Source organism: Isoptericola nanjingensis (genome assembly GCF_050311635.1).
GTDB classification, from domain to species: domain Bacteria; phylum Actinomycetota; class Actinomycetes; order Actinomycetales; family Cellulomonadaceae; genus Isoptericola; species Isoptericola nanjingensis.
This window is the reverse complement of sequence record NZ_JBNOZL010000001.1, coordinates 241,948-263,685: the sequence shown is the minus strand read 5'-3', so window position 1 is coordinate 263,685 and position 21,738 is coordinate 241,948. Positions and strand designations below refer to the sequence as shown.

The 21,738-nt window shown below is 75.2% G+C and carries 21 protein-coding genes and 1 pseudogene; 10 read left to right on the top strand and 12 right to left on the bottom strand.

Annotated features, from left to right (window positions below):
- Window position 1: 1 nt before the first annotated feature.
- A complete protein-coding gene (valS, locus tag ACQP6G_RS01220; RefSeq protein WP_429762353.1) occupies window positions 2-2,788 on the bottom strand; it encodes a valine--tRNA ligase in 2,787 nt (928 codons plus the stop codon).
- A gap of 103 nt (window positions 2,789-2,891) precedes the next feature.
- On the opposite strand from valS, the gene ACQP6G_RS01215 reads away from it, so the two are divergent.
- From ACQP6G_RS01215 to ACQP6G_RS01200, 4 genes are all read left to right on the top strand, one after another.
- Entirely contained in the window at window positions 2,892-3,866 is a 975-nt protein-coding gene (locus tag ACQP6G_RS01215; protein ID WP_429762352.1) for a bifunctional helix-turn-helix transcriptional regulator/GNAT family N-acetyltransferase, read from the top strand.
- A gap of 68 nt (window positions 3,867-3,934) precedes the next feature.
- The gene (locus ACQP6G_RS01210; protein ID WP_429762351.1) at window positions 3,935-4,945 is read left to right on the top strand and encodes a TIGR03557 family F420-dependent LLM class oxidoreductase; all 1,011 of its coding nucleotides are present in this window, start codon (window positions 3,935-3,937) and stop codon (window positions 4,943-4,945) included.
- Complete coding sequence (gene cofE / locus ACQP6G_RS01205) at window positions 4,897-5,757, top strand: coenzyme F420-0:L-glutamate ligase (RefSeq protein ID WP_429762350.1); 861 nt, start codon at window positions 4,897-4,899, stop codon at window positions 5,755-5,757. Before ACQP6G_RS01210 ends, cofE begins: the two co-directional genes overlap by 49 nt.
- 145 nt (window positions 5,758-5,902) lie before the next feature.
- The gene (locus tag ACQP6G_RS01200) at window positions 5,903-6,307 is read left to right on the top strand and encodes a hypothetical protein (RefSeq protein WP_429762349.1); all 405 of its coding nucleotides are present in this window, start codon (window positions 5,903-5,905) and stop codon (window positions 6,305-6,307) included.
- Window positions 6,308-6,336: 29 nt separating this feature from the next.
- Here the strand turns inward: ACQP6G_RS01200 and ACQP6G_RS01195 are convergent, their stop codons facing one another.
- A complete protein-coding gene (locus ACQP6G_RS01195; RefSeq protein WP_429762348.1) occupies window positions 6,337-6,702 on the bottom strand; it encodes a VOC family protein in 366 nt (121 codons plus the stop codon).
- Between the two features lie 181 nt (window positions 6,703-6,883).
- On the opposite strand from ACQP6G_RS01195, the gene ACQP6G_RS01190 reads away from it, so the two are divergent.
- A complete protein-coding gene (locus ACQP6G_RS01190) occupies window positions 6,884-7,768 on the top strand; it encodes an SGNH/GDSL hydrolase family protein (RefSeq protein ID WP_429762347.1) in 885 nt (294 codons plus the stop codon).
- Here ACQP6G_RS01190 and ACQP6G_RS01185 read toward each other — a convergent pair.
- From ACQP6G_RS01185 to ACQP6G_RS01170, 4 genes and pseudogenes are all read right to left on the bottom strand, one after another.
- Window positions 7,762-8,289 carry a YbaK/EbsC family protein gene (locus ACQP6G_RS01185; RefSeq protein ID WP_429762679.1) on the bottom strand — a complete coding sequence of 176 codons (528 nt, stop codon included), beginning with the start codon at window positions 8,287-8,289 and terminating at the stop codon, window positions 7,762-7,764. The two genes, ACQP6G_RS01190 and ACQP6G_RS01185, sit on opposite strands and share 7 nt — an antisense overlap.
- A 183-nt stretch (window positions 8,290-8,472) precedes the next feature.
- A pseudogene (locus tag ACQP6G_RS01180) lies at window positions 8,473-9,312 on the bottom strand (AI-2E family transporter); the annotation flags it as partial.
- Between the two features lie 188 nt (window positions 9,313-9,500).
- Window positions 9,501-10,688 carry a magnesium/cobalt transporter CorA gene (gene corA, locus ACQP6G_RS01175; RefSeq protein WP_429762346.1) on the bottom strand — a complete coding sequence of 396 codons (1,188 nt, stop codon included), beginning with the start codon at window positions 10,686-10,688 and terminating at the stop codon, window positions 9,501-9,503.
- 354 nt (window positions 10,689-11,042) lie between these two features.
- Window positions 11,043-12,086 carry an alcohol dehydrogenase catalytic domain-containing protein gene (locus tag ACQP6G_RS01170; RefSeq protein WP_429762345.1) on the bottom strand — a complete coding sequence of 348 codons (1,044 nt, stop codon included), beginning with the start codon at window positions 12,084-12,086 and terminating at the stop codon, window positions 11,043-11,045.
- 117 nt (window positions 12,087-12,203) lie between these two features.
- Here ACQP6G_RS01170 and ACQP6G_RS01165 point away from each other — a divergent pair, with 117 nt between their 5' ends.
- On the top strand, window positions 12,204-14,522 hold the full coding sequence (locus ACQP6G_RS01165; RefSeq protein ID WP_429762344.1) for a M28 family peptidase: 2,319 nt from the start codon (window positions 12,204-12,206) through the stop codon (window positions 14,520-14,522).
- A gap of 6 nt (window positions 14,523-14,528) precedes the next feature.
- Here the strand turns inward: ACQP6G_RS01165 and ACQP6G_RS01160 are convergent, their stop codons facing one another.
- The 3 genes from ACQP6G_RS01160 to ACQP6G_RS01150 form a co-directional block, all read right to left on the bottom strand.
- Window positions 14,529-14,924 (bottom strand): MmcQ/YjbR family DNA-binding protein, encoded by a 396-nt coding sequence (locus ACQP6G_RS01160; protein WP_429762343.1) that lies wholly within the window; start codon window positions 14,922-14,924, stop codon window positions 14,529-14,531.
- 91 nt (window positions 14,925-15,015) lie between these two features.
- The gene (locus ACQP6G_RS01155; RefSeq protein WP_429762342.1) at window positions 15,016-15,864 is read right to left on the bottom strand and encodes a hypothetical protein; all 849 of its coding nucleotides are present in this window, start codon (window positions 15,862-15,864) and stop codon (window positions 15,016-15,018) included.
- Between the two features lie 290 nt (window positions 15,865-16,154).
- Window positions 16,155-17,108 carry an FAD-dependent oxidoreductase gene (locus tag ACQP6G_RS01150; protein WP_429762341.1) on the bottom strand — a complete coding sequence of 318 codons (954 nt, stop codon included), beginning with the start codon at window positions 17,106-17,108 and terminating at the stop codon, window positions 16,155-16,157.
- A gap of 56 nt (window positions 17,109-17,164) precedes the next feature.
- On the opposite strand from ACQP6G_RS01150, the gene ACQP6G_RS01145 reads away from it, so the two are divergent.
- The 3 genes from ACQP6G_RS01145 to ACQP6G_RS01135 all read left to right on the top strand — a co-directional run bounded on the left by ACQP6G_RS01145 (window position 17,165) and on the right by ACQP6G_RS01135 (window position 19,886).
- Window positions 17,165-17,641, top strand: a complete 477-nt coding sequence (locus ACQP6G_RS01145) for a MerR family transcriptional regulator (RefSeq protein ID WP_429762340.1) — start codon at window positions 17,165-17,167, stop codon at window positions 17,639-17,641.
- On the top strand, window positions 17,638-18,771 hold the full coding sequence (locus ACQP6G_RS01140; protein WP_429762339.1) for a P1 family peptidase: 1,134 nt from the start codon (window positions 17,638-17,640) through the stop codon (window positions 18,769-18,771). Before ACQP6G_RS01145 ends, ACQP6G_RS01140 begins: the two co-directional genes overlap by 4 nt.
- A 95-nt stretch (window positions 18,772-18,866) precedes the next feature.
- Window positions 18,867-19,886: a ScyD/ScyE family protein gene (locus tag ACQP6G_RS01135; RefSeq protein ID WP_429762338.1), complete on the top strand. Its 1,020-nt coding sequence runs from the start codon at window positions 18,867-18,869 to the stop codon at window positions 19,884-19,886.
- Window positions 19,887-19,913: 27 nt separating this feature from the next.
- Here ACQP6G_RS01135 and ACQP6G_RS01130 read toward each other — a convergent pair whose 3' ends face one another.
- Window positions 19,914-20,510, bottom strand: coding sequence for an HhH-GPD-type base excision DNA repair protein (locus tag ACQP6G_RS01130; RefSeq protein ID WP_429762337.1), 597 nt, complete (start codon window positions 20,508-20,510; stop codon window positions 19,914-19,916).
- A 35-nt stretch (window positions 20,511-20,545) separates the two neighbouring features.
- Between ACQP6G_RS01130 and ACQP6G_RS01125 the strand changes: the two genes are divergently transcribed.
- Window positions 20,546-20,938 carry a DoxX family protein gene (locus ACQP6G_RS01125; RefSeq protein WP_429762336.1) on the top strand — a complete coding sequence of 131 codons (393 nt, stop codon included), beginning with the start codon at window positions 20,546-20,548 and terminating at the stop codon, window positions 20,936-20,938.
- Between the two features lie 3 nt (window positions 20,939-20,941).
- Here the strand turns inward: ACQP6G_RS01125 and ACQP6G_RS01120 are convergent, their stop codons facing one another.
- Together ACQP6G_RS01120 and ACQP6G_RS01115 are read right to left on the bottom strand one after the other, a co-directional pair.
- Complete coding sequence (locus ACQP6G_RS01120; protein ID WP_429762335.1) at window positions 20,942-21,151, bottom strand: hypothetical protein; 210 nt, start codon at window positions 21,149-21,151, stop codon at window positions 20,942-20,944.
- Window positions 21,152-21,222: 71 nt separating this feature from the next.
- Complete coding sequence (locus tag ACQP6G_RS01115; protein WP_429762334.1) at window positions 21,223-21,693, bottom strand: hypothetical protein; 471 nt, start codon at window positions 21,691-21,693, stop codon at window positions 21,223-21,225.
- Window positions 21,694-21,738: the final 45 nt, after the last annotated feature.

Below are 21,738 nucleotides of genomic sequence, written 5' to 3'. Positions count from 1 at the left end.
GTCAGGCCTTCGGCTTGCGGGCCGGGGGCTCGCCCAGCTCGGAGGCGGTGACGACGATGCCGCCCTGCACGTCCGGGTTGCCCTGCCCCTCGGCCGCCTCGACGACGTCGAGGTCGCCCGTGGCGCGGCCGGCGCCGCGCACGTCGTCGAGGGCCGACCGGACGCCGTCGAGCAGCGTGGCCGGGACGGCTATGGAGGCGCTGAGGATGGGCGTGCGCATGGAGACCTTGGCCTCCGACTTGATCTTGCGCAGCGCCGCGAGCGCGTGCCCGGCGGCCGTGAGCTGCACGGGGTCGGCGTCGCCGGCCGCCGCGCGCAGCGGCGCGGACGCCGGCCAGGCGGCGTGGTGCACCGAGCCGGCACGCCACCACGACCAGACCTCCTCCGTGGCGAACGGCAGGAACGGGGCCAGCAGTCGCAGCAGCGTGTCGACGGCGAGGGCGAGCGCCGTGCGTGCCGACACCGTCTCGGGCGTCACCTCGGTGGCCGCGGCCCCCGCGCCGTACGCGCGGTCCTTGACCAGCTCGAGGTAGTCGTCGCAGAAGGTCCAGAAGTACGTCTCCGTGGCCTCGAGCGCGCGCGTGTGGTCGTACGCCTCGAACGCGGCGGTGGCCTGCTCGACGACGTCCGCCAGCCCGGCGAGCATCGCGCGGTCCAGGGGGACGGTGACGCGGGCCGGGTCCAGGACGATCTCGCCGGCGCCGGTCTCGGGGTCGACGCCGAAGGTCAGCGCGAACTTCGAGGCGTTGAGCACCTTGATCGCGAGGCGGCGGCCGATCTTCATCTGGCCGACCTCGAACGCGGCGTCGGTGCCGAGGCGCGCGGCCGCGGCCCAGTAGCGGACGGCGTCCGCGCCGTGCTCCTCCAGCAGCGCCATCGGCGTGACGACGTTGCCCTTGGACTTGGACATCTTCTTGCGGTCCGGGTCGAGGATCCAGCCGCTGATCGCCGCGTGCTTCCACGGCAGCACGCCGCACTCCAGGTGCGAGCGCACCACCGAGGAGAACAGCCAGGTGCGGATGATGTCCTGGCCCTGCGGGCGCAGGTCCATCGGGTACACGCGGGAGAAGAGGTCGGCGTCGCGCTCCCAGCCGGACACGATGAGCGGCGACAGGGACGACGTCGCCCAGGTGTCCATGACGTCGGCGTCGCCGACGAAGCCGCCCGCCGCGCCGCGCTGCGACTCGTCGTAGCCGGCCGGGGCCTGCGACGTCGGGTCGACGGGCAGCTCCGCCTCCGTCGGCACGATCGGGTGGTCGTGGTCGACGTCGCCGTCCGCGTCCACGGGGTACCAGAGCGGCACCGCCACGCCGAAGAAGCGCTGGCGCGAGATGAGCCAGTCGCCGTTGAGCCCGTTCACCCAGTTCTCGTACCGCACGCGCATGAAGTCGGGGTGGAAGTCGAGCTCCTTGCCGCGGGCCAGCAGCTCGGCCTTGAGGTCGCGCTTCTCCCAGTCGCGCCCGCCGTTGCGGATGTACCACTGGCGGGAGGTGACGATCTCGAGGGGCTTGTCGCCCTTCTCGTAGAAGTTCGTCATGCGCTGGGTGGCGCTGGGCTCACCGTCGAGGTCGCCGCTGGCGCGCAGCGCGTCGACGACGGCCTTGCGGGCGCTGAACGTCGTCTTGCCGGCGAGCTCCTCGGCGTACAGGGACTCGCCGGGGCCGCCCGCGACCCACTCGGGCGTCTCGCGGGAGAGGCGGCCGTCGCGCTGGATGACCGAGCGCGTGGCGAGCTGCAGCTCGCGCCACCACTGCACGTCGGTGAGGTCGCCGAAGGTGCAGCACATGGCGATGCCGGCGCCCTTGTCCATCGCGGCGGCCGGGTGCGCGAGCACCGGCACCTCGACGCCGAACAGGGGCGAGGTCACGGTGGTGCCGAACAGGCCCTGGTACCGCTCGTCGTCGGGGTGGGCGATGAGCGCCACCACGGCCGGGATGAGCTCCGGGCGCGTGGTCTCGATGTACAGCGGGCTGCCGTCGGGCCGGTGGAACGCGACCCGGTGGTAGAACCCGGGGTACTCGCGCGCCTCGAGCTCGGCCTGCGCGACGGCGGTCTGGAACGTCACGTCCCACAGGCCCGGCGCCTCGGCCTGGTACGCCTCGCCGCGGGCGAGGTTGCGCAGGAAGGCGCGCTGCGACGCGGCCCGGGAGGTGGCGTCGATCGTCTGGTAGTTCTGGGCCCAGTCCACGGACAGTCCGAGGCGGCGCCACAGCTCCTCGAACTGGCGCTCGTCGTCGGCGGTGAGCCGCTCGCACAGCTCGATGAAGTTGCGGCGGCTGACCGGCACCTGGTCGCCGGGCTTGACGTTCTTGCCGTCCGTGCCCTGGTGCGGAGGCTCGAAGCCCTCGACGTACGGCAGCGACGGGTCGCAGCGCACGCCGTAGTAGTTCTGCACGCGGCGCTCGGTGGGCAGGCCGTTGTCGTCCCAGCCCATCGGGTAGAAGACCTTCTTGCCCCGCATCCGTTGGAAGCGGGCGACCGTGTCCGTGTGCGTGTAGCTGAACACGTGGCCCACGTGCAGCGAGCCGGAGACCGTGGGCGGCGGGGTGTCGATCGAGTACACCTGCTCGCGCGTGGCGGTGCGGTCGAAGGCGTACGTGCCCTCGGCCGACCAGCGCTCGTCGAAGCGCTGCTCCAGGCCCTCCAGGCTGACCTTGTCCGGTACCTCCCGGACCACCGCGCGGACGACGTCGCCGGCTACCGGAGCAACAGAGCTGCCGGCGGGCGGGGTCGCTGCGGGGGTCTGCGCGGGCGCGGTCGGCGCCTCGGGGGTCGGGAAGTCGCTCATGGTCGCTCATTCTCCCAGATCCGAGCGGGCTGCCGGGCACGGCCGTCTCGATCGGCGGACGGCGCCGGAGCGTCGGGCGAATCCTCTGACTAGAGTCAGAGGCATGACGGGATCGACGGGCGTGGCGACGGCGGAGACCGGTGGGCAGGTCGAGCGGCAGGTCGACGTCGTGCGGCGGTTCAACCGCAGCTACACGCAGCGCGTCGGCGCGCTCGAGGACTCGTTCCTGGGCACCGGGATGCCGCTGGGCACCGCCCGCCTCCTGTTCGAGATCGGCACCGAGCCGGGCACGACCCGGGACCTGCGTGCCCGGCTCGGCCTGGACTCCGGGTACCTCAGCCGCCTGCTGCGACGCCTGGAGTCCGACGGGCTCGTCGCCGTCGTCCCCGACGCCGACGACCGGCGGCGCCGCCGCGTCGACCTCACCGCCGCTGGCCGGCGTGCCTGGGACGACCTGGAGCGCCGGTCGGTGGACCGGGCCCGCGACCTCGTCGCGCCGCTCACCGCCCGGCAGCGCGCCCGCCTCGCCGCCGCCCTGGCGGAGGCCGACCTGCTGGTGCGGGCCGCCACGGTGACGCTCGAGCGCGTGGACCCGGCGTCCGACCTCGCCCGGCGGGCCGTCGCGGCCTACGTGGCCGAGCTCGACGAGCGGTTCCCCGGCGGGTTCGACCCAGGCCCCCGGCCCGCGGCGGGCGAGCCCGACGCCGAGGACGCGCGCCTCACGCCGCCGTCGGGCGCGTTCGTCGTCGCGACGAGCGACGGCGAGCCCGTCGCGTGCGGCGGCGTGCGGACGCTGTCGGACGGCGGCGGCGACGGCGGCGACGGCGCGGCCGGGGGCGTGGGGGAGATCAAGCGGATGTGGGTGCACCCCGGCTGGCGGGGTGCCGGGCTCGGCTCCCGGCTGCTGCGCCACCTCGAGGGCGTGAGTCGTGACCTCGGCCACCGGGAGGTACGGCTCGACACGAACGGGACGCTCACCGAGGCGGTCGCGATGTACGAGCGGGCCGGCTACCGGCGCATCGCCCGGTACAACGACAACCCGTACGCCGAGCACTTCTTCGCCAAGCGGCTGGGCTGAGCGGCCGGCCTGAGCGGCTGGGCCCGGTACCACGTACCTGGTCGTCAGCCGGGGATAGGGTCGGAACCATGGCTGCGAACCCCGACCTGACCATCGGCTATGCCGCGATGCTCGAGCAGTTCCACCCCACCGACGTCGTCGAGTACTCGGCCTACGCGGAGGAGCACGGCTTCTCCGGCGTCATGGCCGCCGACCACTTCCAGCCGTGGGTGCCGCAGCAGGGCGAGGCGGCCTTCGTGTGGAACGTGCTGACGGCGCTCGGCGAGCGCACCCGCGGCGACCTGGGCCCCGGCGTCACCGCGCCGACGTTCCGCTGGCACCCGGCGATGGTCGCGCAGGCGTCGGCCACGCTCGCCGCGATGTACCCCGGCAGGCACTGGCTCGGCCTGGGGTCCGGCGAGGCGCTCAACGAGCACGTCGTGGCCGGCTACTGGCCCGAGGCCCCCGAGCGGATCAACCGCATGTTCGAGGCCATCGACATCATCAAGAAGCTCTTCGCGTCCGGCATCGACGGCAAGGACGTCAAGCACTCCGGGCAGTACTACAAGATGGAGTCCACGCGGTTGTGGACCATGCCCGAGGTGCCGCCGGAGATCCTCGTCGCCACGGCCGGCCCGATCACCGCCAAGCGCGCCGGCAGGCACGCCGACGGACTCATCACCGTCGGGGCGCCGCTGGAGAAGATCGAGATGCTGTTCGGCAAGTTCGACGACGGCGTGCGCGAGTCCGGTCGTGACCCGCAGGGGATGCCCAAGGTGCTGCAGGTGCACATGTCGTGGGCGGAGACCGACGAGGAGGCGCTCGCGAACGCGATGACCGAGTGGCCCAACGGCGGCATGAAGTTCCCCAAGGCCGACATCCGCTCGCCGCACGACTTCGCCCAGATGGCGAAGCTGGTGCGTCCTGAGGACTTCGAGGGGCGCATGGTCATCAGCGCCGACCCGGACGAGCACCGTGCGGCGATCCAGAAGTACGTCGACCTCGGCTTCGACCGGATCTACCTGCACAACGTGGGACGCAACCAGAAGGAATGGATCGAGGTCTTCGGCCGCGAGGTGCTCCCGAAGCTGGCGCGGTGAGCGCTCGGCTCACCGTCTGGGCGCCCGGCGGGTTCCCGGAGGTGCGGCCCGGCGACGACCTGGCGCGGCTGGTGGGCGACGCCCTGGCCGCCGACGGCGCGGCGTCGGGGGACCCTCTCGCCGAGGGTGACGTCGTCGTCGTGACCTCCAAGATCGTCTCGAAGGCCGAGGGGCGCGTGGTGCGCGCCGCCGACCGCGAGCAGGCGATCACCGACGAGACCGTGCGCGTGGTCGCGACCCGCGCGCGGCCCGACGGGCAGCCGCCCCTGCGCATCGTCGAGAACCGGCTGGGCCTGGTGATGGCGGCCGCCGGCGTCGACGCCTCCAACACCCCCGACGGCACGGTGCTCCTGCTGCCCGAGGACCCGGACGCCTCGGCGCGCGCGCTGCGGGCCGCCCTGCGCGCGCGGCTCGGGCTGGACCGGCTCGGCGTCGTCGTCACCGACACCGCCGGGCGGACCTGGCGCGACGGGCTCACCGACATCGCGATCGGCGCCGCGGGCGTGGACGTCGTCGACGACCTGCGCGGCGGGGTCGACGCGCACGGGCGCCCGCTGTCGGTCACGGTGACCGCCGTCGTCGACGAGGTCGCCGCCGCGTCCGAGCTGGTGCGCGGCAAGGCCGAGGGCCGACCCGTCGCGGTGGTGCGCGGCCTCGCGCGGCACGTCCGCGCGGGGGAGGGCCCGGAGGCCGACGGCCCCGGCGCCCGCTCGCTGGTGCGCCCCAGCGCCGACGACCTGTTCCGCGAGGGCAGCGCCGAGGCCTACGCGCGCGGGGTCGCCGACGGGGCCCGCACCGACCCCGCGAGGTAGTACCGGACCCCGTGAGGTAGTACGGAACCCCGTGAGGTAGTACGGAACCCGGTGAGGTAGTACGGAACGCCGCGAGGTAGTACCGGACCCCGCGGGGTCCGGATTCCGCTCGCCCGGGACCGTTGGTGTCGCCTACCGTGCCGACATGCCTGCGCCCGAGACCTCCCTGCCCGCGGACTGGATCGAGCACCGCCGCCCCGACGACCGTGAGGCGCTGGGCTGGCTGCGCCCCGAGGGCGACGGCTGGGTGGCCGTGTCGCTCCTCGGCCGCGACGTGAGCGGGCCGCTCGACTGGACCGACGCCGAGGAGGCCCTCGAGTCGACCGGCCTGTCGTGGATGGCCGACGTCTGGACGCTCGAGCGCGACGGCGGCGAGCTGCTGCGCGTGAGGCTCGTCGAGGTCACGCCCGACCACGTGGTCGTGCAGACCGACGACTTCGGCGCGATCGACGTCGCCGTCGAGCGCTTCGAGCTGCCGTGGCCGGCCCCGGCGGCGCTGCGCCCCCGCCGCGAGGGAGACCCCGACGGGCGGGTGCTCTTCGCCCGCTGAGGCGCCCCGGGCGGCCGGCCCGTGGGGGCTCAGCCGGCGTCGGTCGTGCCCTCGTAGAGGCCGATCCGGTTGCCGTCCGGGTCCTCCAGAACCGCCCACCAGCTGGTGGGGCTGATCTCGGACTTCTCCATGAGCACGGTGCCGCCCAGGTCGCGCGCCCGGGCGAGCGCCTCGTCGATGGAGTCGACCTCGACGTAGCTGCGCGGCTGCTCGAAGCCCTCCCCGCGCGGCGCCAGCCCGCCCCCGCTGATCTGGTTGGGCGCCCGCCACATGGGGTAGTCCTCGAACCCCGGCGGTGCCTCGATCTGCCAGCCGAACAGGCCGGAGTAGAAGCCCTTGGCGCGCTCCTTGTCCGTCACCGGGATGTCGATGTGCGTGATGTCGCCGTGAGCCATCGTCGTGCTCCTCGCTCGTCCGTGCGGTGAGTCACCACGCTAGTCCCGGCCCGGCGGCCGGCAGGGCGGGTGCCGGGGGCAAGGATCCTCGGCGCGTCGACTGGTAGACGCCGTCGCATGTCGTGATACTCGGTCTCGGCGTTCACCGTCGAACGCTTGCGGACACAACAAGGGAGTTGTCATGCGCCTCGCACGTCGCACTCGCCGGACCGCCCTCGCCGCGGCCTCCGCCGCCGTCGGCATCGTCGCCACCGTCGGCCTCGTCGCCACCGCCGCGCCCGCCGGGGCGGCGCCGGACCCGCTGCGGTACGTCGCCCTCGGCGACTCGTACTCCGCCGGGTCGGGCATCCTGCCGCCCGATCCCGACGCCCCGCTCGCCTGCCTGCGCACGACCCTGAACTACCCCCACTTCGTCGCGGACCGGCTGGGCGCGGACCTCGTCGACGTCACCTGCGGCGCCGCGCAGACGGCGGACCTCACCGAGCGCCAGTACCCCCGCGTCGCGCCGCAGCTCGACGCCGTCACCGAGGACGCCGACCTCGTCACGCTCACCATCGGCGGCAACGACAACAGCACGTTCATCGGCGCGCTGCTGGCCTGCGGCTCGGCCGGAGCCCTCACGGCCGGGCGCGGCAACCCGTGCGAGCGCACGTACGGCGACCGGTTCACGAGCCAGGTCGAGGAGTCCACGTACCCGGCCGTCCGGAAGGCACTCGAGGACGTCATGGCCCGGGCCCCGCACGCCGAGGTCGCGATCCTCGGCTACCCCTGGATCGTGCCCGAGGAGAAGGGGTGCTTCGCCAAGCTTCCTGTCGCGGCCGGTGACGTGCCCTACCTGCGCGACCTGCAGGCCACGCTCAACGGCGTCATCGAGCGGGCCGCCGACGAGACGGGGGCGACGTTCGTCGACCTCGCGGAGCGGAGCGAGGGCCGCGACGCCTGCGCCCCGGCCGGGGAGCGCTGGGTGGAGCCGCTGCTGTTCGGCACGAACGTGGTGCCGGTGCACCCGAACGCGCGCGGCGAGAGCGCGATGGCGGACGCGGCCCTCGACGCGCTGGGCTACTGACCGTCCGGGGCGGCCGGGGACCCCTCCGCGGGCGGCGCGACCGGTGTCGGCGTGCCGCCCGTGATCCGCACCAGCTCGTCGTAGGACGTGGGGAACACGGTCTTCGCGTGCCCCGCCGCGGCCCACACGACGTCGTGGACACGCAGGTCGACGTCGACCAGCGTGCGCACCGGCGCAGGATGGCCCACGGGCGCGACGCCGCCGATCACCTGGCCGGTGGCGTCGCGCACCGTCTCCTTGCTCGCGCGCGCCAGGCGGCCGCCGAGCCGGGCGCCGAGGAACGCGGTGTCGACGCGGTGCGCGCCGCTGGTCATGACGAGCACGGGCTCGTCGTCGAGCGTGAAGAGCAGCGAGTTCGCGATCGCGCCGACCGGGACGCCGAGCGCCTCGGCGGCGAGCGCGGCCGTGGTGGCGTGGTCGTCGAGCCACCGGATCTCGCCGCGGGCCCCGGCCGCGTCCAGCGAGGCGCGGACGCGGTCGACGGCGGGGTGGGAGGGCGCGGCGCCCGGACCCGCCGCCACGGCGGTCGTCGTGGGCGTCGCGGCCGGCACGGCCTGGCCGGCCGTGTCGGGGCGCTCGTCGTCGGGCGTGACGTCGTCCCCGGAGAGCCAGCGGAGCCACACGGTGCGCGAATCGCCCTCGAGGACGAGCGCGCGCACCAGCAGGGTGAGCGGGATGGCGAGGATCGCGCCGAGCGGGCCGATGACGAACGTCCAGAAGACGACCGACATGAAGCTCAGCGTGAGGCTGAGGCTCACGGCGTCGGAGACGAACTTGGGCTGCACCAGCACCTGGAGCACCACGTTGACGACGCAGTAGACCGCCGCGACGGCCAGGGCCAGGGGCCATCCGCCGACGACGAACGCCATGACGAGCGGCGGGACCAGGCCCAGCACGAACCCGATGTTCGGGATGAAGTTGGTGACGAACGCGAGGATCGCCCACACGACGGGGGCGGGGACGCCGAGCAGCGCGAGGGCGAAGCCGTCGACGATCGCGACGACGGCGCCGAAGGTCGCGTTGACCACGAAGTAGCGGCGCACCCCGGTGCTGAACCGCGTCGCACGGCCGATCTGCTCCGCGTGCGTGGCGCCGAAGACGCGGGACGCGGTCGCGTACCGGGCGGCGTCGGCGGCCATGAAGATGGAGTACGCGAGCACGAAGAAGAACGCCGTCGCGATCGACAGGACCATGCCGCTCACGCTGCCTGCCAGGGACAGCAGGCGAGAGGGCTCCAGGAACGACGTCGCCGCGTCCGTGACCTGCGTGTCGAGGCCGAGCTCGGCCAGCTGCGCGGCGATCTGGCTCACCGACTGCTCGAGGTCGCGGAAGTACTCGGTCACCAGGTCGGCGAACTGGAAGCCGGCGAAGACGAGCATCGCGAGCAGGGCCGCGAGGATGAGGTATGCGACGACGATCACGGCCGTGGTCGCCGCCCAGCGCGGCCAGCCCCGGGCCTCCAGCGGGCGGCGCACCGGGTGGCAGATGATGACGATCACCGCGGCGAGGAACACGGGCGACAGGACGTCCCGCGCCCAGTACATGCCCGCGAGGACCAGCACGGCACCGCCGAGGGCCAGCAGGGTGCGGGTCGCGGGGTTGAGGCCGCCGGGGCCGGTGGTCGGGCTGCCGGGCGCAGTGGTCGCGGTCGAGGTCACCCCGCGACCCTAGCGACCGCGACCGGCGGCGGCGCGCGCGACCACGCGGCTGCGGCCCTCAGGCGCGGCCCCGCTCAGATCCAGCGCTTCCACCGGAAGACGGCGAAGAGCGCGACGCTCACGCTGAGCATGGCGACGAGGGCCGCCGGGTAGCCCCAGGCCCAGTGCAGCTCGGGCATGTCGTCGAAGTTCATCCCGTAGACGGTCCCGACCAGGGTCGGGGCGAAGAGGATGGCCGCCCAGCCGGAGATCTTCTTGACCTCCTCGCCCTGGCGGATGCTCACCTCGGTGAGGTGCGTCATCTCCTCGTTCTGCCGCTGGGCCACGAGGGTGGCGTTGACGGTGAGGATGTCGCGCAGGGCGGCGCGGAACGACTCGACGCGGTCCGCGACCTCGGTGAGGTGGTCGGCGACGTCGCGCAGGTACGCCTGCATCTCCTCGGTGACGCCATACTTCTCCGCGCCCTTGGCGAGCGAGCCGCACACGCGCTGCAGCGGGCGCACCGCGCGCTGGAACTCGACCACCTCGCGCGAGAGCTCGTAGATGCGCCGGGACACGGCCGCGTCGCCCCCGAACACCTCGGACTCGATCTCGTCGATGTCGCCGTCGAGGCCGGCCACGACGGGCGCGTAGTCGTCGACGACGCGGTCCACGATCGCGTACAGCACCGACTCCGGCCCGCGGGCCAGCATGGCCGGGTGCGCCTCGAGGTGGGTGCGCACGCCCGACAGGTCGGGGCACGCGCCGTGCCGCACCGTGACGACGAAGTCGGGGCCCACGAAGACGTGCAGCTCGGAGAACTCCACCTCCTCCGCGTGGTCGAGGTACCGCGCGGCGTGCAGGACGACGAACAGCGTGTCGCCGTAGCGCTCGATCTTGGGCCGCTGGTGCGCGACGATCGCGTCCTCGACGGCCAGCGGGTGCAGGTCGAACTCGCGCGCCAGCTGGGCGAGCTCGTTCTCGTCGGGCCGCTCGAGACCGATCCACGCCATGCCGCCGGGGTGGGCGCGCAGCTCGCGGAACGTGTCGGCGAGGCGCGTGAAGCTCGCGACCCGGCGGCCGTCGGCGTCGTACAGGGCGGACTCGACGATCGACGAGCGGCCGGGCACGTCGCGGCGCGCCGTGGCCGCGTCGGGGCGGGCGCTGCCGAGCTGGCCGCCGGCGCCGGAGGCCGGGGTGGCGCGGCGCGGGCGCAGCGCGCCGAGCAGGGGACGGGTGCGGGTCGTGCGGGCGGCGGACGCGCGGGCAGAGGTGACGGACATGGCGGACTCCGAGCGTGCAGGGGCGTGCAGGGACGAGGACGTCGGTCCCGCGACTGCGGCTGGGGCGCCCCGGACGTCGGGGCACTCGGAGGATCGGCGGCGCAGGGCCAGGAGCGCGTGCGCCGCGGCCGCCCGGCGTCGTGGCCGGGCGGGGAGCCGTCAGTCGCGGCCCGGACTACTGGGAGGCTCGCTACGGGTCATGTGGCGCGCACCTCCCTCGTCGTCCTGCGGCGGTCGCCGCTGCTGCTCAGGCCGTCGGCCAGCATAGCCCCGACCGGGCGGCCGGGCCACGACCGGGAGGCGCCCGGCGGGGTGATCTCCGCGACGTGCAGGGCGTGGCCGCCCGGCGTCCGGTCAGCGTCGCGGGTCGACGACGACCATCCCGTCGCGCGGGGTGCCCGCCAGACCGGGGAGGAGCCGCGCGCCCTCCTCCAGGCCGACGACGCGGTCGACGAGGTCGGCGGGGCGCAGCGTGCCGTCGGCGACCCGCGCCAGCATCTCCGGGTAGTCGGCGGCGGCCATCCCGTGGCTGCCGAGCACGTCCAGCTCCCAGCCGATCACGCGGGACATCGGCACGCGGGGGTGGCCGTCGACGGGCGGCAGCAGGCCGACCTGCACGTGCCGCCCGCGGCGGCGCAGGCTGCCGATCGCGTCGGCGCACGTGCGCTCGCTGCCGACGGCGTCGACGCTCACGTGGCAGCCGCCGGTGAGGTCCTGCACCGCGGCGGCGACGTCGACGTCCTCGTCGGCGCGGACCGTGTGCGCGGCCCCGGCCCGGCGCGCGGACTCGAGCGCGCCGTCGTGCCGGTCGACGGCCACCACCCGCGCGCCGAGCGCGGCCGCGACCATGACGGCGCTGAGGCCCACGCCGCCCGCCCCGACCACGACCACCCGCTCGTCCGGGCGCACGCGGGCCCGGCCCGCGACGGCGCGGTACGCGGTGGCGAACCGGCACCCGAGGCTCGCTGCGGTGGCGTCGTCCACGTCGTCCGGCAGGGCGACGAGGTTGGTGTCGGCGGCGTGCAGGACGACGAGCTCCGCGAACGACCCGGCGTGCGTGAACCCCGGCTGGGTCTGGTCGGGGCAGACCTGCGCCTGCCCGGAGCGGCACCAGCCGCAGCGCCCGCAGCCGCACACGAACGGCGACGTCACGCGGTCGCCCACGCTCCAGCGCGTGACGCCGTCGCCCACCGCCGCGACGACCCCGGCGAGCTCGTGGCCCGGCACGTGGGGGAGGGCGGTGATGTCGGTGTCGTGGCCTGCCCACGCGTGCCAGTCGCTCAGGCACAGGCCGCTCGCGTGGACGCGCACCACGACGCCGCCGGGCGGCGCCGCGGGGTCAGGCACCTCGCGGACCGTGACGGGGCCGCCGAACCGGTCGAACGTCATCGCGCGCACGGGGCGATCCAACCATCGATCCACCAGGCGGTCGGACCGCCGTCCAGGCGGCGGTCCACGTGAGACGGCGCGTATCACGATTGGGACACGGCGCGCGGGCGCCGCTAGCGTGCCCGGGTGACCCAGACCCGGTCGCGGGCGACGTCGCTCGCGTGCTCCCTGTTCCTGCTCGTCCTGGCCGCGCTCGCCGTCTGGTCGGTGCTGCCGCCGTCCCCGCGGTCGGCGGACGCCGCCGCGGACGAGTTCAGCGCCGGGCGCGCCTTCGCGACCGTCGAGGCGGTCGGCGGGGAGGTGCACCCGCACGGCACGGCCGCCGCGGCCGCCGTCCGCGACACGATCGTGGCGGACCTCGAGGAGCTCGGGCTCGACCCGGAGGTGACCGACGGCGTCGGCATGTCCGGGCGCCTGGGCGACCAGAGTCGCGTCGCGGCCACGAAGAACGTCGTCGCCACGATCCCGGGGACCGACTCGACGGGACCGGTCTTCCTCGTCGCGCACTACGACTCCGCCGAGGTGTCGCACGGCGCCAACGACGACGGCGCCGGCGTCGCGACGCTCCTGGAGACGGCCCGCGCGCTCGGGGAGGGCGAGCCGCTGCGCAACGACCTCGTCCTCGTGTTCACCGACGCGGAGGAGGCGTGCCTGTGCGGTGCGGAGGCGTTCGCGCACGCCGACCCGCGCGCCGCGGACGGGGGAGTCGTGGTCAACGTCGAGGCCCGCGGCTCGTCGGGCCCGGCGATCATGTTCGAGACCTCGGACGGCAACGCGGCCCTCGTCGACGCGTACTCCCACGTGCCGTACCCCGTGGGCAGCTCGATGGCGGTCGAGGTCTACCGGATCCTGCCGAACGACACCGACTTCTCCCCGTTCCTCGACGACCCGGAGGGGCGCTTCACCGGGCTGAACTCGGCGTACATCGACGGGTCCGCCACCTACCACGCGCCGCAGGACACGCCCGAGCGGATGTCGACGGCGAGCCTGCAGCACCACGGTGCCAACATGCTGGCCCTGGCGCGCGAGCTCGGCGACGCCGACGCGGCGACGCTCGCCACGCCGTCGGCCGACGACGCCACCTACTTCCCGCTGCCGGGCGGGGTGCTCGCGCGCTACCCGGGCCGGCTGGTGTGGCCCCTCGCCGTCGCCGCCCTGCTCGCGGTCGGCGCGCTCGCCGTGGCCGTCGCCCGCCGGCGCGAGGTGCGGGGCGAGCGGACCACCGCCGGCGCCCTCGCCCTGGGCTTCGCGTCCGCGCTGCTCCCGCTCGCGGGCGCCGTCGTCGGGTCGATCGCCCTGTGGTGGGTCATGGGCCTGGTGCGGCCCGGGTACGACGAGATGCTCGACCCGTGGCGCCCGTGGGGCTTCCGCGTCGCCCTGCTCGGCATCGTCGCGACGGTGTGGACCGCCTGGTTCCTCGGGCTGCGCCGGTCGCTCGGCGGGGCGGCGCTCGCCGTCGGGGCGCTCGGCTGGCTCGCCGTCCTCGGCGTCGTGCTCGCCGCCGTCACGCCCGGCGGCTCCTACCTTGCCGCGCTGCCGGCGCTCGCGGGCGCCGTCGCCGGGCTCCTCACGCTGCGGGTGGCGCGCGGCGTCGTGGGCCGCCGGGTGGTCGTGACCCTGGGTGCGGCCGTGGGCGTCGTCCTGCTGGTGCCCATCGTGCTGCTGTTCTTCCCGGCGCTGGGCCTCGCGACGGGCGCCGCGCCCGCGGTCGTCGCCGCGCTGCTCGCGCTGGTGCTCACCCCCGTCCTCGCGGTGCTGTGGCCCCGCGGCCGGCGCCGCGCGCTCGGGCTGGTGGGCGGGTGCGCGGCGGTGGGCGTCGTCGCGCTCGTCGTCGGCTTCGTCGTCGACCCGTTCGACGCCGAGCACCCCGAGCCCACCCGGCTCGCGTACGCGCTGGACGCCGACACGGGCTCGGCGCACTGGGTCTCCGACGAGGGCGCCCCGAGCGACTGGACCGCGCAGTTCGTGGACACCGAGACCGACCTGTCCGAGCCGTTCCCGATGTTCGACGGCGAGGTGCACGCCGGCGACGCCGAGGCGGCCGACCTGCCCGCCCCCGTCGTGGACGTCGAGGACGCCGAGCCCGCGGGGGACGCGCGCGTCCTCACGCTGCGCGTGACCCCGGGCGAGGGGGCGCCGATCGGCACCGCCGGCGCCCTGCGCTACGTGCAGCTCAACGCCGCCGGCGTGGAGAGCGCCACGGTGGCGGGCCGCGAGGTCCCGGTCGGCGGCGGCGCCCTCGACACCCGCTTCTACGCCCCGGGCGACGACGGCTTCGAGGTGACGCTCACCGTGCCGGCCGGGCAGCCGCTGGACCTGCGGGTCGTCGCCGCCGGCGGCGGGCTGGAGGGCCTGCCCGGGTTCGTCGAGCGGCCCACCGGCGTCGGCGTGGCCGGGTCGCACACCTCCGAGCTGGTGCTGGTCGGGACGTCGGTCTCGCTCTGACCGGTGTCAGCCGGCGGTCGCCGCGCCGTCGTCCGGCGGCTCCGGCCGGTCGACGGCGTCAGCCAGCTGCCGCGGCGCCTGGAGGCAGTAGGAGTCGGTGAGCAGCTCCGCCATCTCGTCCCAGTCGGTGGCGTCGTCCAGGACGACTCCGACGACGTTGGCGCCCCAGCCGGCGCGGAAGTACGGGTGGCCGAGGTGCTCGAACGCCCGGACCTCCTGCGGCTCGGCGCGGAACGTCACGCGGAAGAGCTGGTCCTCGCCGCCGAAGACGTGCGCCACCGTGGCCTGGCGCACCCGCCACCGGACGCCGGTCCAGGCGTCCTCCTCGGCGCACTCCGGGAACTCGAGCAGCCCGCGCAGCCGAGCGACGAGCGCGAGCGGGACGTCGGGGCGGTCGGGCATGCCCCGAATCTCGCACGGCCCACCGACAGCGCCGGGTCGAGCCGCGCGAGGACCGGAGGCCGGCTTCGGACGGGCGGAAGCGCGCCGGGGTTCAGCCCAGCCGGGCGCTGAGCACCAGCTCCTCGCCGACGTCGAGGCGCACGTCCGCGAGGCGGACCCCGGGCGGCAGCGCGGCGGCGAGGTCGACGCGGCGGTTCGCCGCCGCCTCGACGCGGCCGCGGACGGCGCCGAGCATCGCGGCGACGAGCGGGTTGCCGCTGGAGATGCGCACGTCGCCGACGGTCAGCACCATCGCCGCGTCGACCGACGCCGACGCCGTGGCGGAGACGCCGGCGGACAGGAACCCCTTGCGGACCTTCGCCTCGATCCGGACGCCCGCCGCGCGGGGGCCGTGCGACTCGAGGTGCACGTCCAGGTCGCTCAGCGTGATGCCCTGGGACTGCAGCGAGACGGCGAGCAGGCCGTGCACGGTCGCGACCAGGCCCGCGCGGGAGACGGCGACGCGGGCGTGCCCGGTCACCGGGTGCGCGTCGTCGGGCTCGACCGGCTCGAACCCGACCTGGCCGTCGGCGCCCTCGACCCAGGTGAACCGCAGCCCCTCGGCCTCGGCGGTGACGTCCACGGGCAGGTCGACGGCGGTGAGCGGGTGGGCGTCGACGCGCAGGCGGCGCACGGTGCCGTCCTCGCGCGCGGTGATCGCGCCGGGCTGCCACACGGCGCCAGGCGCCTTCTGCTGGGCGCCGAACGCCACGCCGGTGAGGTCCGCGTCGAGCGACGTGACGTCCGCGCCGTCCAGCGTCGCGGTGAGGTGCGCCCGGTCGAGGCCGGTCACGCCCGTCCCGGCCGCCCTGGTCGCGAGGGCGCGGAGCCGGTCGGCGAGGTCCTCGCCGGTGGCGGGTCGCGGGGCAGGGCCGAGCGGCAGGGGGTGCGCTGAGGTCATGCGGCGAGCCTAGTGGGCGGCCGTCAGAGGGGACGTGGAGCCGAGGCCGACGAGCGTCCGGTTGCCCCACCCGTCGTCGTGGGTGAGGTGGGTGATCGCACCCGGCGACGTGGCGAAGGTGGCGAAGCCCGCCGCCTCGACGGGGGGGGAATGAACTCGCCGCGCGGCGAGCCGTGCGTGCGGTCGACGACGCGCGGCGGCGGTGTGTTCCGCGTGCGGACGGGTGACGACGAACAGGTGGCGGCGACTCGTGCGGCCGTCCTGCCCGTCGTAGCGTGCGCGCGAGTCGGTCAGGGCGTCGACGCCAGCAGGTCGGCGTCGATGGACGCGGCGGCGAGCTGCCCGGCCGCCATCGCCGCGGTCACGGAGCTCACGGGCATGGGGAAGTCGGCGGTGTGGGCCAGGTCCCCGGCGGCGAGGACCCCCGGGAGGCTCGTGCGGGCCACGGCGTCGACGGCCACGCAGCCGGACTCGCGCAGCTCGAGGCCGAGCCGGGCGGCGAACGGCGCCGCCTGGTGCAGCGTCGGGGCGACCATGATCCCGCCGAGGTCCTCGGCATCGCCGTCCAGCACGGCCCGTGCGCCCCGGTGCCCGCCGGGGAGGGTCAGCGGCTCCAGGCGGAGCACCTTCTCGGGCCGGACGGCGACGCCGCGGGCGTCGAGCGCCGCGCGGACCTCCGGGTCGACGTCCGCGCCGTCGGCGAGCACGACGACGCGGCTCGCGATCCGCCCCAGCAGCCCCGCGACGCGCGGCGCGTGCGGGCCGGCGCCCAGGATCGCCACGGGCGTGCCGGAGAACTCGTGGCCGTGGCAGTACGGGCAGTGCGCCGCGACCGTGCCGAACAGCTGCTCCAGCCCGGGTGTCGCGGGCAGCTCGTCGCGCACGCCGGTGGCCAGCAGCAACCGCCGGCCGGCGACGTCGCCGGCGTCGGTGCGTACGACGAACCCGTCGGCGGGCGACGCGGGGTCGAGCGGGGCGACGTCGTGGGCGGCGGCGCGCCGCAGCTCGACCGTGTCGTACGCGGCCAGCGTGCGGTGCGCGGCGGCGCGGAACTCGGCGGGGGCGGCGCCGTCGAACCCGAGCACGTTGTGCATCGCGTCGGTGGGGTCGTTGCGGTAGGTGCCGGAGTCGAGCACGACGACGTCGCGGTGGGTGCGGCCGAGCATCAGCGCGGCCGCGAGGCCGGCAGGCCCGGCGCCGACGATCACGGCGTCGTGCAGGTCGTGGCGGGTGGTGTCGCTCATGGCGTCTCCTTCGGGTCGGGTTGCGTGCTGACCCCAGGCTGTGACTTCATGTCAACATGAAGTCAAGCGGGGTGGCGGAACGGACCTGGAGCGTGGGCGAGCTGGCGGAGCGGTTCGGCCTGGAGACGCACGTGCTGCGGTACTGGGAGGACGTCGGCCTGCTCGCCCCGGCCCGCGACGGCGCGGGGCGGCGGCGCTACGGGGCCGACGACGTGGTGCGGGTGGCGACGATCCTCAGCTCCAAGGTCGCGGGCATGAGCCTCGAGCAGATCCAGGTGCTGCTCGACGCCGGGTCCACCGGGCGGGGCGCGCGCGACCGGCACGAGGTGCTCACCGCGCACCTGGCCGAGCTCGACCGGCGCCAGGCGGAGATCGACCGTTCCCGGCACATGACGGAGCACGCCCTGTCGTGCCAGGCGCACGACATCGCCGCGTGCCCGCGGTTCCGCGAGCACGTGCAGGACCTCGTCGACGGCTCCCGCACCTGGCGCGACGTCCACCCGGCGCGCCTCGTCCCCGCGGGCCGGGCATGAGCGGCGCGCGGCCGGGCCCCCGCGAGCTCGGCGTCGTCGTCGGCGACCTGCCGACCGGCCCGGCGAACGCGATCACCGACGTCGCGGGCGTGCGCGTCGGGCACGCGACCCTGCACGAGGGCGAGCGCCTGCACACGGGCGTGACCGCCGTCGTCCCCGACGCGCTGGGCGCCGGGCCGGGGCAGCGGCGCGCGCTCCCGTGCGGGCTGTTCGTGGGCAACGGGTACGGCAAGCTCGTGGGCGCGACGCAGCTCGAGCAGCTCGGCGCGATCGAGACGCCGATCCTGCTCACCGCGACGCTCTCGGCGTTCCGCGCCGCCGACGCGCTCGTCACCCACGTGCTGGCGTGGCCCGGCTACGAGGACGTGCGCACCCTCAACCCCGTCGTCGGCGAGACGAACGACGGCTACCTGTCCGACATCCGCGCCCGGCCGGTCACGGAGGCGCACGTGCTCGCCGCGCTCGACGGCGCGACGTCGGGCCCGGTGGAGCAGGGCTGCGTCGGCGCCGGGGCGGGGACCGCCGCGCTCGGCTACAAGGGCGGCGTCGGGACGTCGTCACGGCGGGTCGACGTGGCGGGGACCGTACGCACCGTGGGCGTGCTGGTGCAGTCGAACTTCTCCGGCACGCTCACCGTCCGGGGCGTGCCGCTGCCTGCGGTGGATCTTCTCGGCACGGAGCCGATCTCCTCGGCTGCTCCTCCTGCCGAAAGGATCGACGTCGTGCCGAAGGGATCCGGCCTCGCGGAGGGCAACTCCTGCATGATCGTCGTGACGACGGACGCCCCGCTGGACGCCAGGCGGTTGGAGCGGGTGGCGCGCCGCGCGGTGTTCGCCATGGGCCGCGTCGGCTCCGACTTCGCGCACGGCAGCGGCGACTACGGCCTCGCGCTCACGACGGCGGACCCCGCCGACCCGCTCGTGCCCGACGACGCTCTCGACCCGCTGTTCGCCGCCACGACGGACGCCGTCGAGGAGGCGCTGCTCGCGTCGGTCTTCACGGCCACGACGACCGTCGGCCACCGCGGGACCCGGCACGCGCTGCCGCACGACCGCGCGCTCGAACGGCTGCGCGCCGCCGGGTGGTCGCCGGGGCGAACGGCCCGTGACGGGGCGGGGCATCGGGCGTAGCGTCGAGGACGGCGAGGGGAGCGCCACGTCCCGACCCGGCCGCCGCGCCGAGCCCGACCGTCCGTGCAACGACGCACACCTCGGGAGGGGTCCCCATGCGCACCCCACGCATCATCGCCGTCCTGCTGTCCACCCTGCTCGCCGCGACCACGGTCGCTACCGCCGCCGCGACCCCGTCGCACCACGACCATCACCACGGCCATCACCACGGCAACCACCACGTCCATCACCACGCCGACCCGTCGCTCCTCACCGCCGGGCTGTCCGGCGGCGCCGGCTCCACCGTCGGCCCCGACGGGGCCCTCTACGTCACCGAACCGGTCTCCGGCGAGGTCTCCCGGATCGACCGCCGCACCGGCGCCGCCTCGACCTTCGTCTCGGGGCTGCCCCCTCAGCAGCCGGGGACGCCCGGCGGCGCGCTCGACGTCGCGTTCCGCGGCCGCACCGCCTACGTCCTCGTGTCGCTCGCCGACCCGCAGGTCTCGGGGCTGTACCGGGTCGGACGGGACGGCGTCCCGCGCCCCGTCGCCGACCTCGGCGCGTGGTCGATCGCCCACCCGCCGAAGACCGACTTCTTCGTGCCCATCGGCCTGCAGTTCGCCATGGAGCCGTACCGCAGGGGCTTCCTCGTCACCGACGGCCACCACAACCGCGTGCTGTACGTGACGCCGGACGGCTCGATCACGCAGGTCCGCGCGTTCGGCAACGTCGTGCCGACCGGTCTGGAGACCGTCGGCCGGACCGTCCTCATGGCCGAGGCCGGCCCGGTGCCCCACCTGCCGAGCGAGGGCAAGGTCGTCGCCTTCACCCCGTGGCGGCACGGCGTCCATCAGATCGCCTCCGGCGGGCGGCTGCTCGTCGACGTCGAGACGGGCCGGGGCGGGCTGTACGCGCTCGCGCAGGGCCACTTCACCCCGGGCAGCCCCGAGGGGTCGCCCGCCGACCCGGACACCGGCCAGGTGATGAAGGCCGGGCGGCACGGCGTCCTGCGAGCGGTGGCGACCGGCCTCGACCGGCCGACGTCCTTCGAGATCGTAGGGCGCACGGCCTACGTCGTCACCCTCGACGGGGAGGTGTGGACGGTGCCGCTCTCGCACGGGCACCACGGCCGCTGAGCCGGCGGCCCCCGGCCGAGCGGGGCCTCAGCCCTGCTTGGCCGCCTTCGCCGCCGCCTTCTGCGCCTTCTTGAAGGTCCGCACCTCGGCGAGCGACTCCGCGCTGGTGACGTCCGCGATCGAACGGCGCGAGCCCTCGTCGCCGTAGTGCCCCGCCGCCTCCTGCCAGCCGTCCGGCCGGATCCCGCGCTGCTTGCCGAGCAGGGCGAGAAAGATCTTGGCCTTCTGCTCGCCGAACCCCGGCAGCGCCCTCAGGCGGGCGAGCACCTCGGCGCCGGTGGCCGGCCCCTCGGCGCCGGGCGTCGTCCAGAGCTTCGCGACGTCGCCGTCGTAGTCGTCCACGATCGCCCGCGCCAGCGCCTGCACGCGGCCCGCCATCGACCGCCCGTACCGGTGGATGGCCGGGGGAGTGGTGGCGAGGGTGACGAACTCGTCCGGGTCGGCGTCCGCCACGGCGTGCGGGTCGATGCTGCCCAGCCGGTCGCGGATCTTGCGCGGGCCCGCGAACGCGTGCTCCATCGGGTACTGCTGGTCGAGCAGCATGCCCACGAGCAGCGCGAACATGTCGTCGCTCAGCAGCGTGTCCGTCTCGGGGTCGCCGGTGATCCAGAGTGTCGTCGACATGGGCTCATTCTCCACCCGCGGGTACGGTCGGGGGCATGTCTCGTGGCCAGCACGTCATCGCCGGTTCGCTCGCCGGGCTGCTCGGCGCCGCCGGCGCCCTGCACCTGGTCCGCCCGGCCGTCTTCGAGGGGCTGATCCCGCGCGGGCTCGGTTCGCCGCGCGCGTGGGTCTACGGCAGCGGGGTCGCCGAGCTGGCGTGCGCGGTGGCCGTCGCCGTCCCGGCCACGCGGAGGGTCGGCGGGCTCGCCTCTGCGGCCCTGTTCGTCGCCGTCTTCCCGGGCAACGTGAAGATGGCGCTGGACTCCCACCCCGGCTACCGCTCGTGGGCACGCAACCCGGCGATCGCATGGGCCAGGCTGCCCCTGCAGGTGCCGCTGGTCGCCTGGGCGTCCAAGGTGGCGCGGGATGCCGGGGGTCGTGAAGGCTAGCCCTCAGGCATCGCGACGCCGGACGGCGGCGACGGCGGCGCACCCGGGCGAACCCGCGGTGGCGATCCCCGCGGTGCTCCGCCAGAGCGCGCCGATGCCCAGGGAGAGCGCCGCGACGGCCACCAGGGAGTCGACCGTGCCCCCCAGGGCGAGCAGCACCGTCGTCGCCGCGACGACGGCCAGCTTCGCCCGCAGACCGGCAGCGGCGGGCACGACGACTCCGTCGGCGGCCCGGACGGCGACCGCGCTGCAGGCCGGGACGGCGGTCGACGCCGTCGAGCTCGTCAGCCGCGCCCTGGCGCGCTGACAGGCCAGCGGCTCAGCCGCCCGACGAGGAACGACTCGATGCCGATCAGCCCCGACGCCGCGCCGACGAAGCCGCCCAGCATCCCGCGGGCGCCGTCGGCGTCGATGACGCGCAGCTGGTCCGCGCGATAGTCGGTCCCCTTGCGGGTGAGGCGGTACGAGCCCGCCGCGCGCACGTTGCGGCACCAGTCCACGTCCGCGCCCCAGGGCAGCGGCGTGAGCACGAGGATGTCGCGGTACTCGCCGATCTCGACGGGGTCCCCGGCCCGCGCGACCCGGGTGTCGATGGGCGCCCGGGCGGCGAACGCGACCACGGGCGTGTGGTACTCGCGGCCGCTCTTGCGGCCCACGTGGTGCAGCGTGACCCACGGCGGCACCCGCGAGCTGACCTTGAGGGCGTACGGGTTGAAGCGCTTGGTGGCGGCGACGACGGCGGGCGGTGCGGGCATGGCTCCATCCTGCTGCGCGGGGGGAGGTTCCGCTGGTTGGATGGG

What these genes read in the sequence shown, in the direction of transcription:
- valS (WP_429762353.1), bottom strand. Translation starts at nt 2,788, where the DNA reads ATGAGCGACTTCCCGACCCCCGAGGCGCCGACCGCGCCCGCGCAGACC.
- ACQP6G_RS01215 (WP_429762352.1), top strand. Translation starts at nt 2,892, where the DNA reads ATGACGGGATCGACGGGCGTGGCGACGGCGGAGACCGGTGGGCAGGTC.
- ACQP6G_RS01210 (WP_429762351.1), top strand. Translation starts at nt 3,935, where the DNA reads ATGGCTGCGAACCCCGACCTGACCATCGGCTATGCCGCGATGCTCGAG.
- cofE (WP_429762350.1), top strand. Translation starts at nt 4,897, where the DNA reads ATGGATCGAGGTCTTCGGCCGCGAGGTGCTCCCGAAGCTGGCGCGGTG.
- ACQP6G_RS01200 (WP_429762349.1), top strand. Translation starts at nt 5,903, where the DNA reads ATGCCTGCGCCCGAGACCTCCCTGCCCGCGGACTGGATCGAGCACCGC.
- ACQP6G_RS01195 (WP_429762348.1), bottom strand. Translation starts at nt 6,702, where the DNA reads ATGGCTCACGGCGACATCACGCACATCGACATCCCGGTGACGGACAAG.
- ACQP6G_RS01190 (WP_429762347.1), top strand. Translation starts at nt 6,884, where the DNA reads ATGCGCCTCGCACGTCGCACTCGCCGGACCGCCCTCGCCGCGGCCTCC.
- corA (WP_429762346.1), bottom strand. Translation starts at nt 10,688, where the DNA reads ATGTCCGTCACCTCTGCCCGCGCGTCCGCCGCCCGCACGACCCGCACC.
- ACQP6G_RS01160 (WP_429762343.1), bottom strand. Translation starts at nt 14,924, where the DNA reads ATGCCCGACCGCCCCGACGTCCCGCTCGCGCTCGTCGCTCGGCTGCGC.
- ACQP6G_RS01155 (WP_429762342.1), bottom strand. Translation starts at nt 15,864, where the DNA reads ATGACCTCAGCGCACCCCCTGCCGCTCGGCCCTGCCCCGCGACCCGCC.
- ACQP6G_RS01150 (WP_429762341.1), bottom strand. Translation starts at nt 17,108, where the DNA reads ATGAGCGACACCACCCGCCACGACCTGCACGACGCCGTGATCGTCGGC.
- ACQP6G_RS01145 (WP_429762340.1), top strand. Translation starts at nt 17,165, where the DNA reads ATGAAGTCAAGCGGGGTGGCGGAACGGACCTGGAGCGTGGGCGAGCTG.
- ACQP6G_RS01140 (WP_429762339.1), top strand. Translation starts at nt 17,638, where the DNA reads ATGAGCGGCGCGCGGCCGGGCCCCCGCGAGCTCGGCGTCGTCGTCGGC.
- ACQP6G_RS01135 (WP_429762338.1), top strand. Translation starts at nt 18,867, where the DNA reads ATGCGCACCCCACGCATCATCGCCGTCCTGCTGTCCACCCTGCTCGCC.
- ACQP6G_RS01130 (WP_429762337.1), bottom strand. Translation starts at nt 20,510, where the DNA reads ATGTCGACGACACTCTGGATCACCGGCGACCCCGAGACGGACACGCTG.
- ACQP6G_RS01125 (WP_429762336.1), top strand. Translation starts at nt 20,546, where the DNA reads ATGTCTCGTGGCCAGCACGTCATCGCCGGTTCGCTCGCCGGGCTGCTC.
- ACQP6G_RS01115 (WP_429762334.1), bottom strand. Translation starts at nt 21,693, where the DNA reads ATGCCCGCACCGCCCGCCGTCGTCGCCGCCACCAAGCGCTTCAACCCG.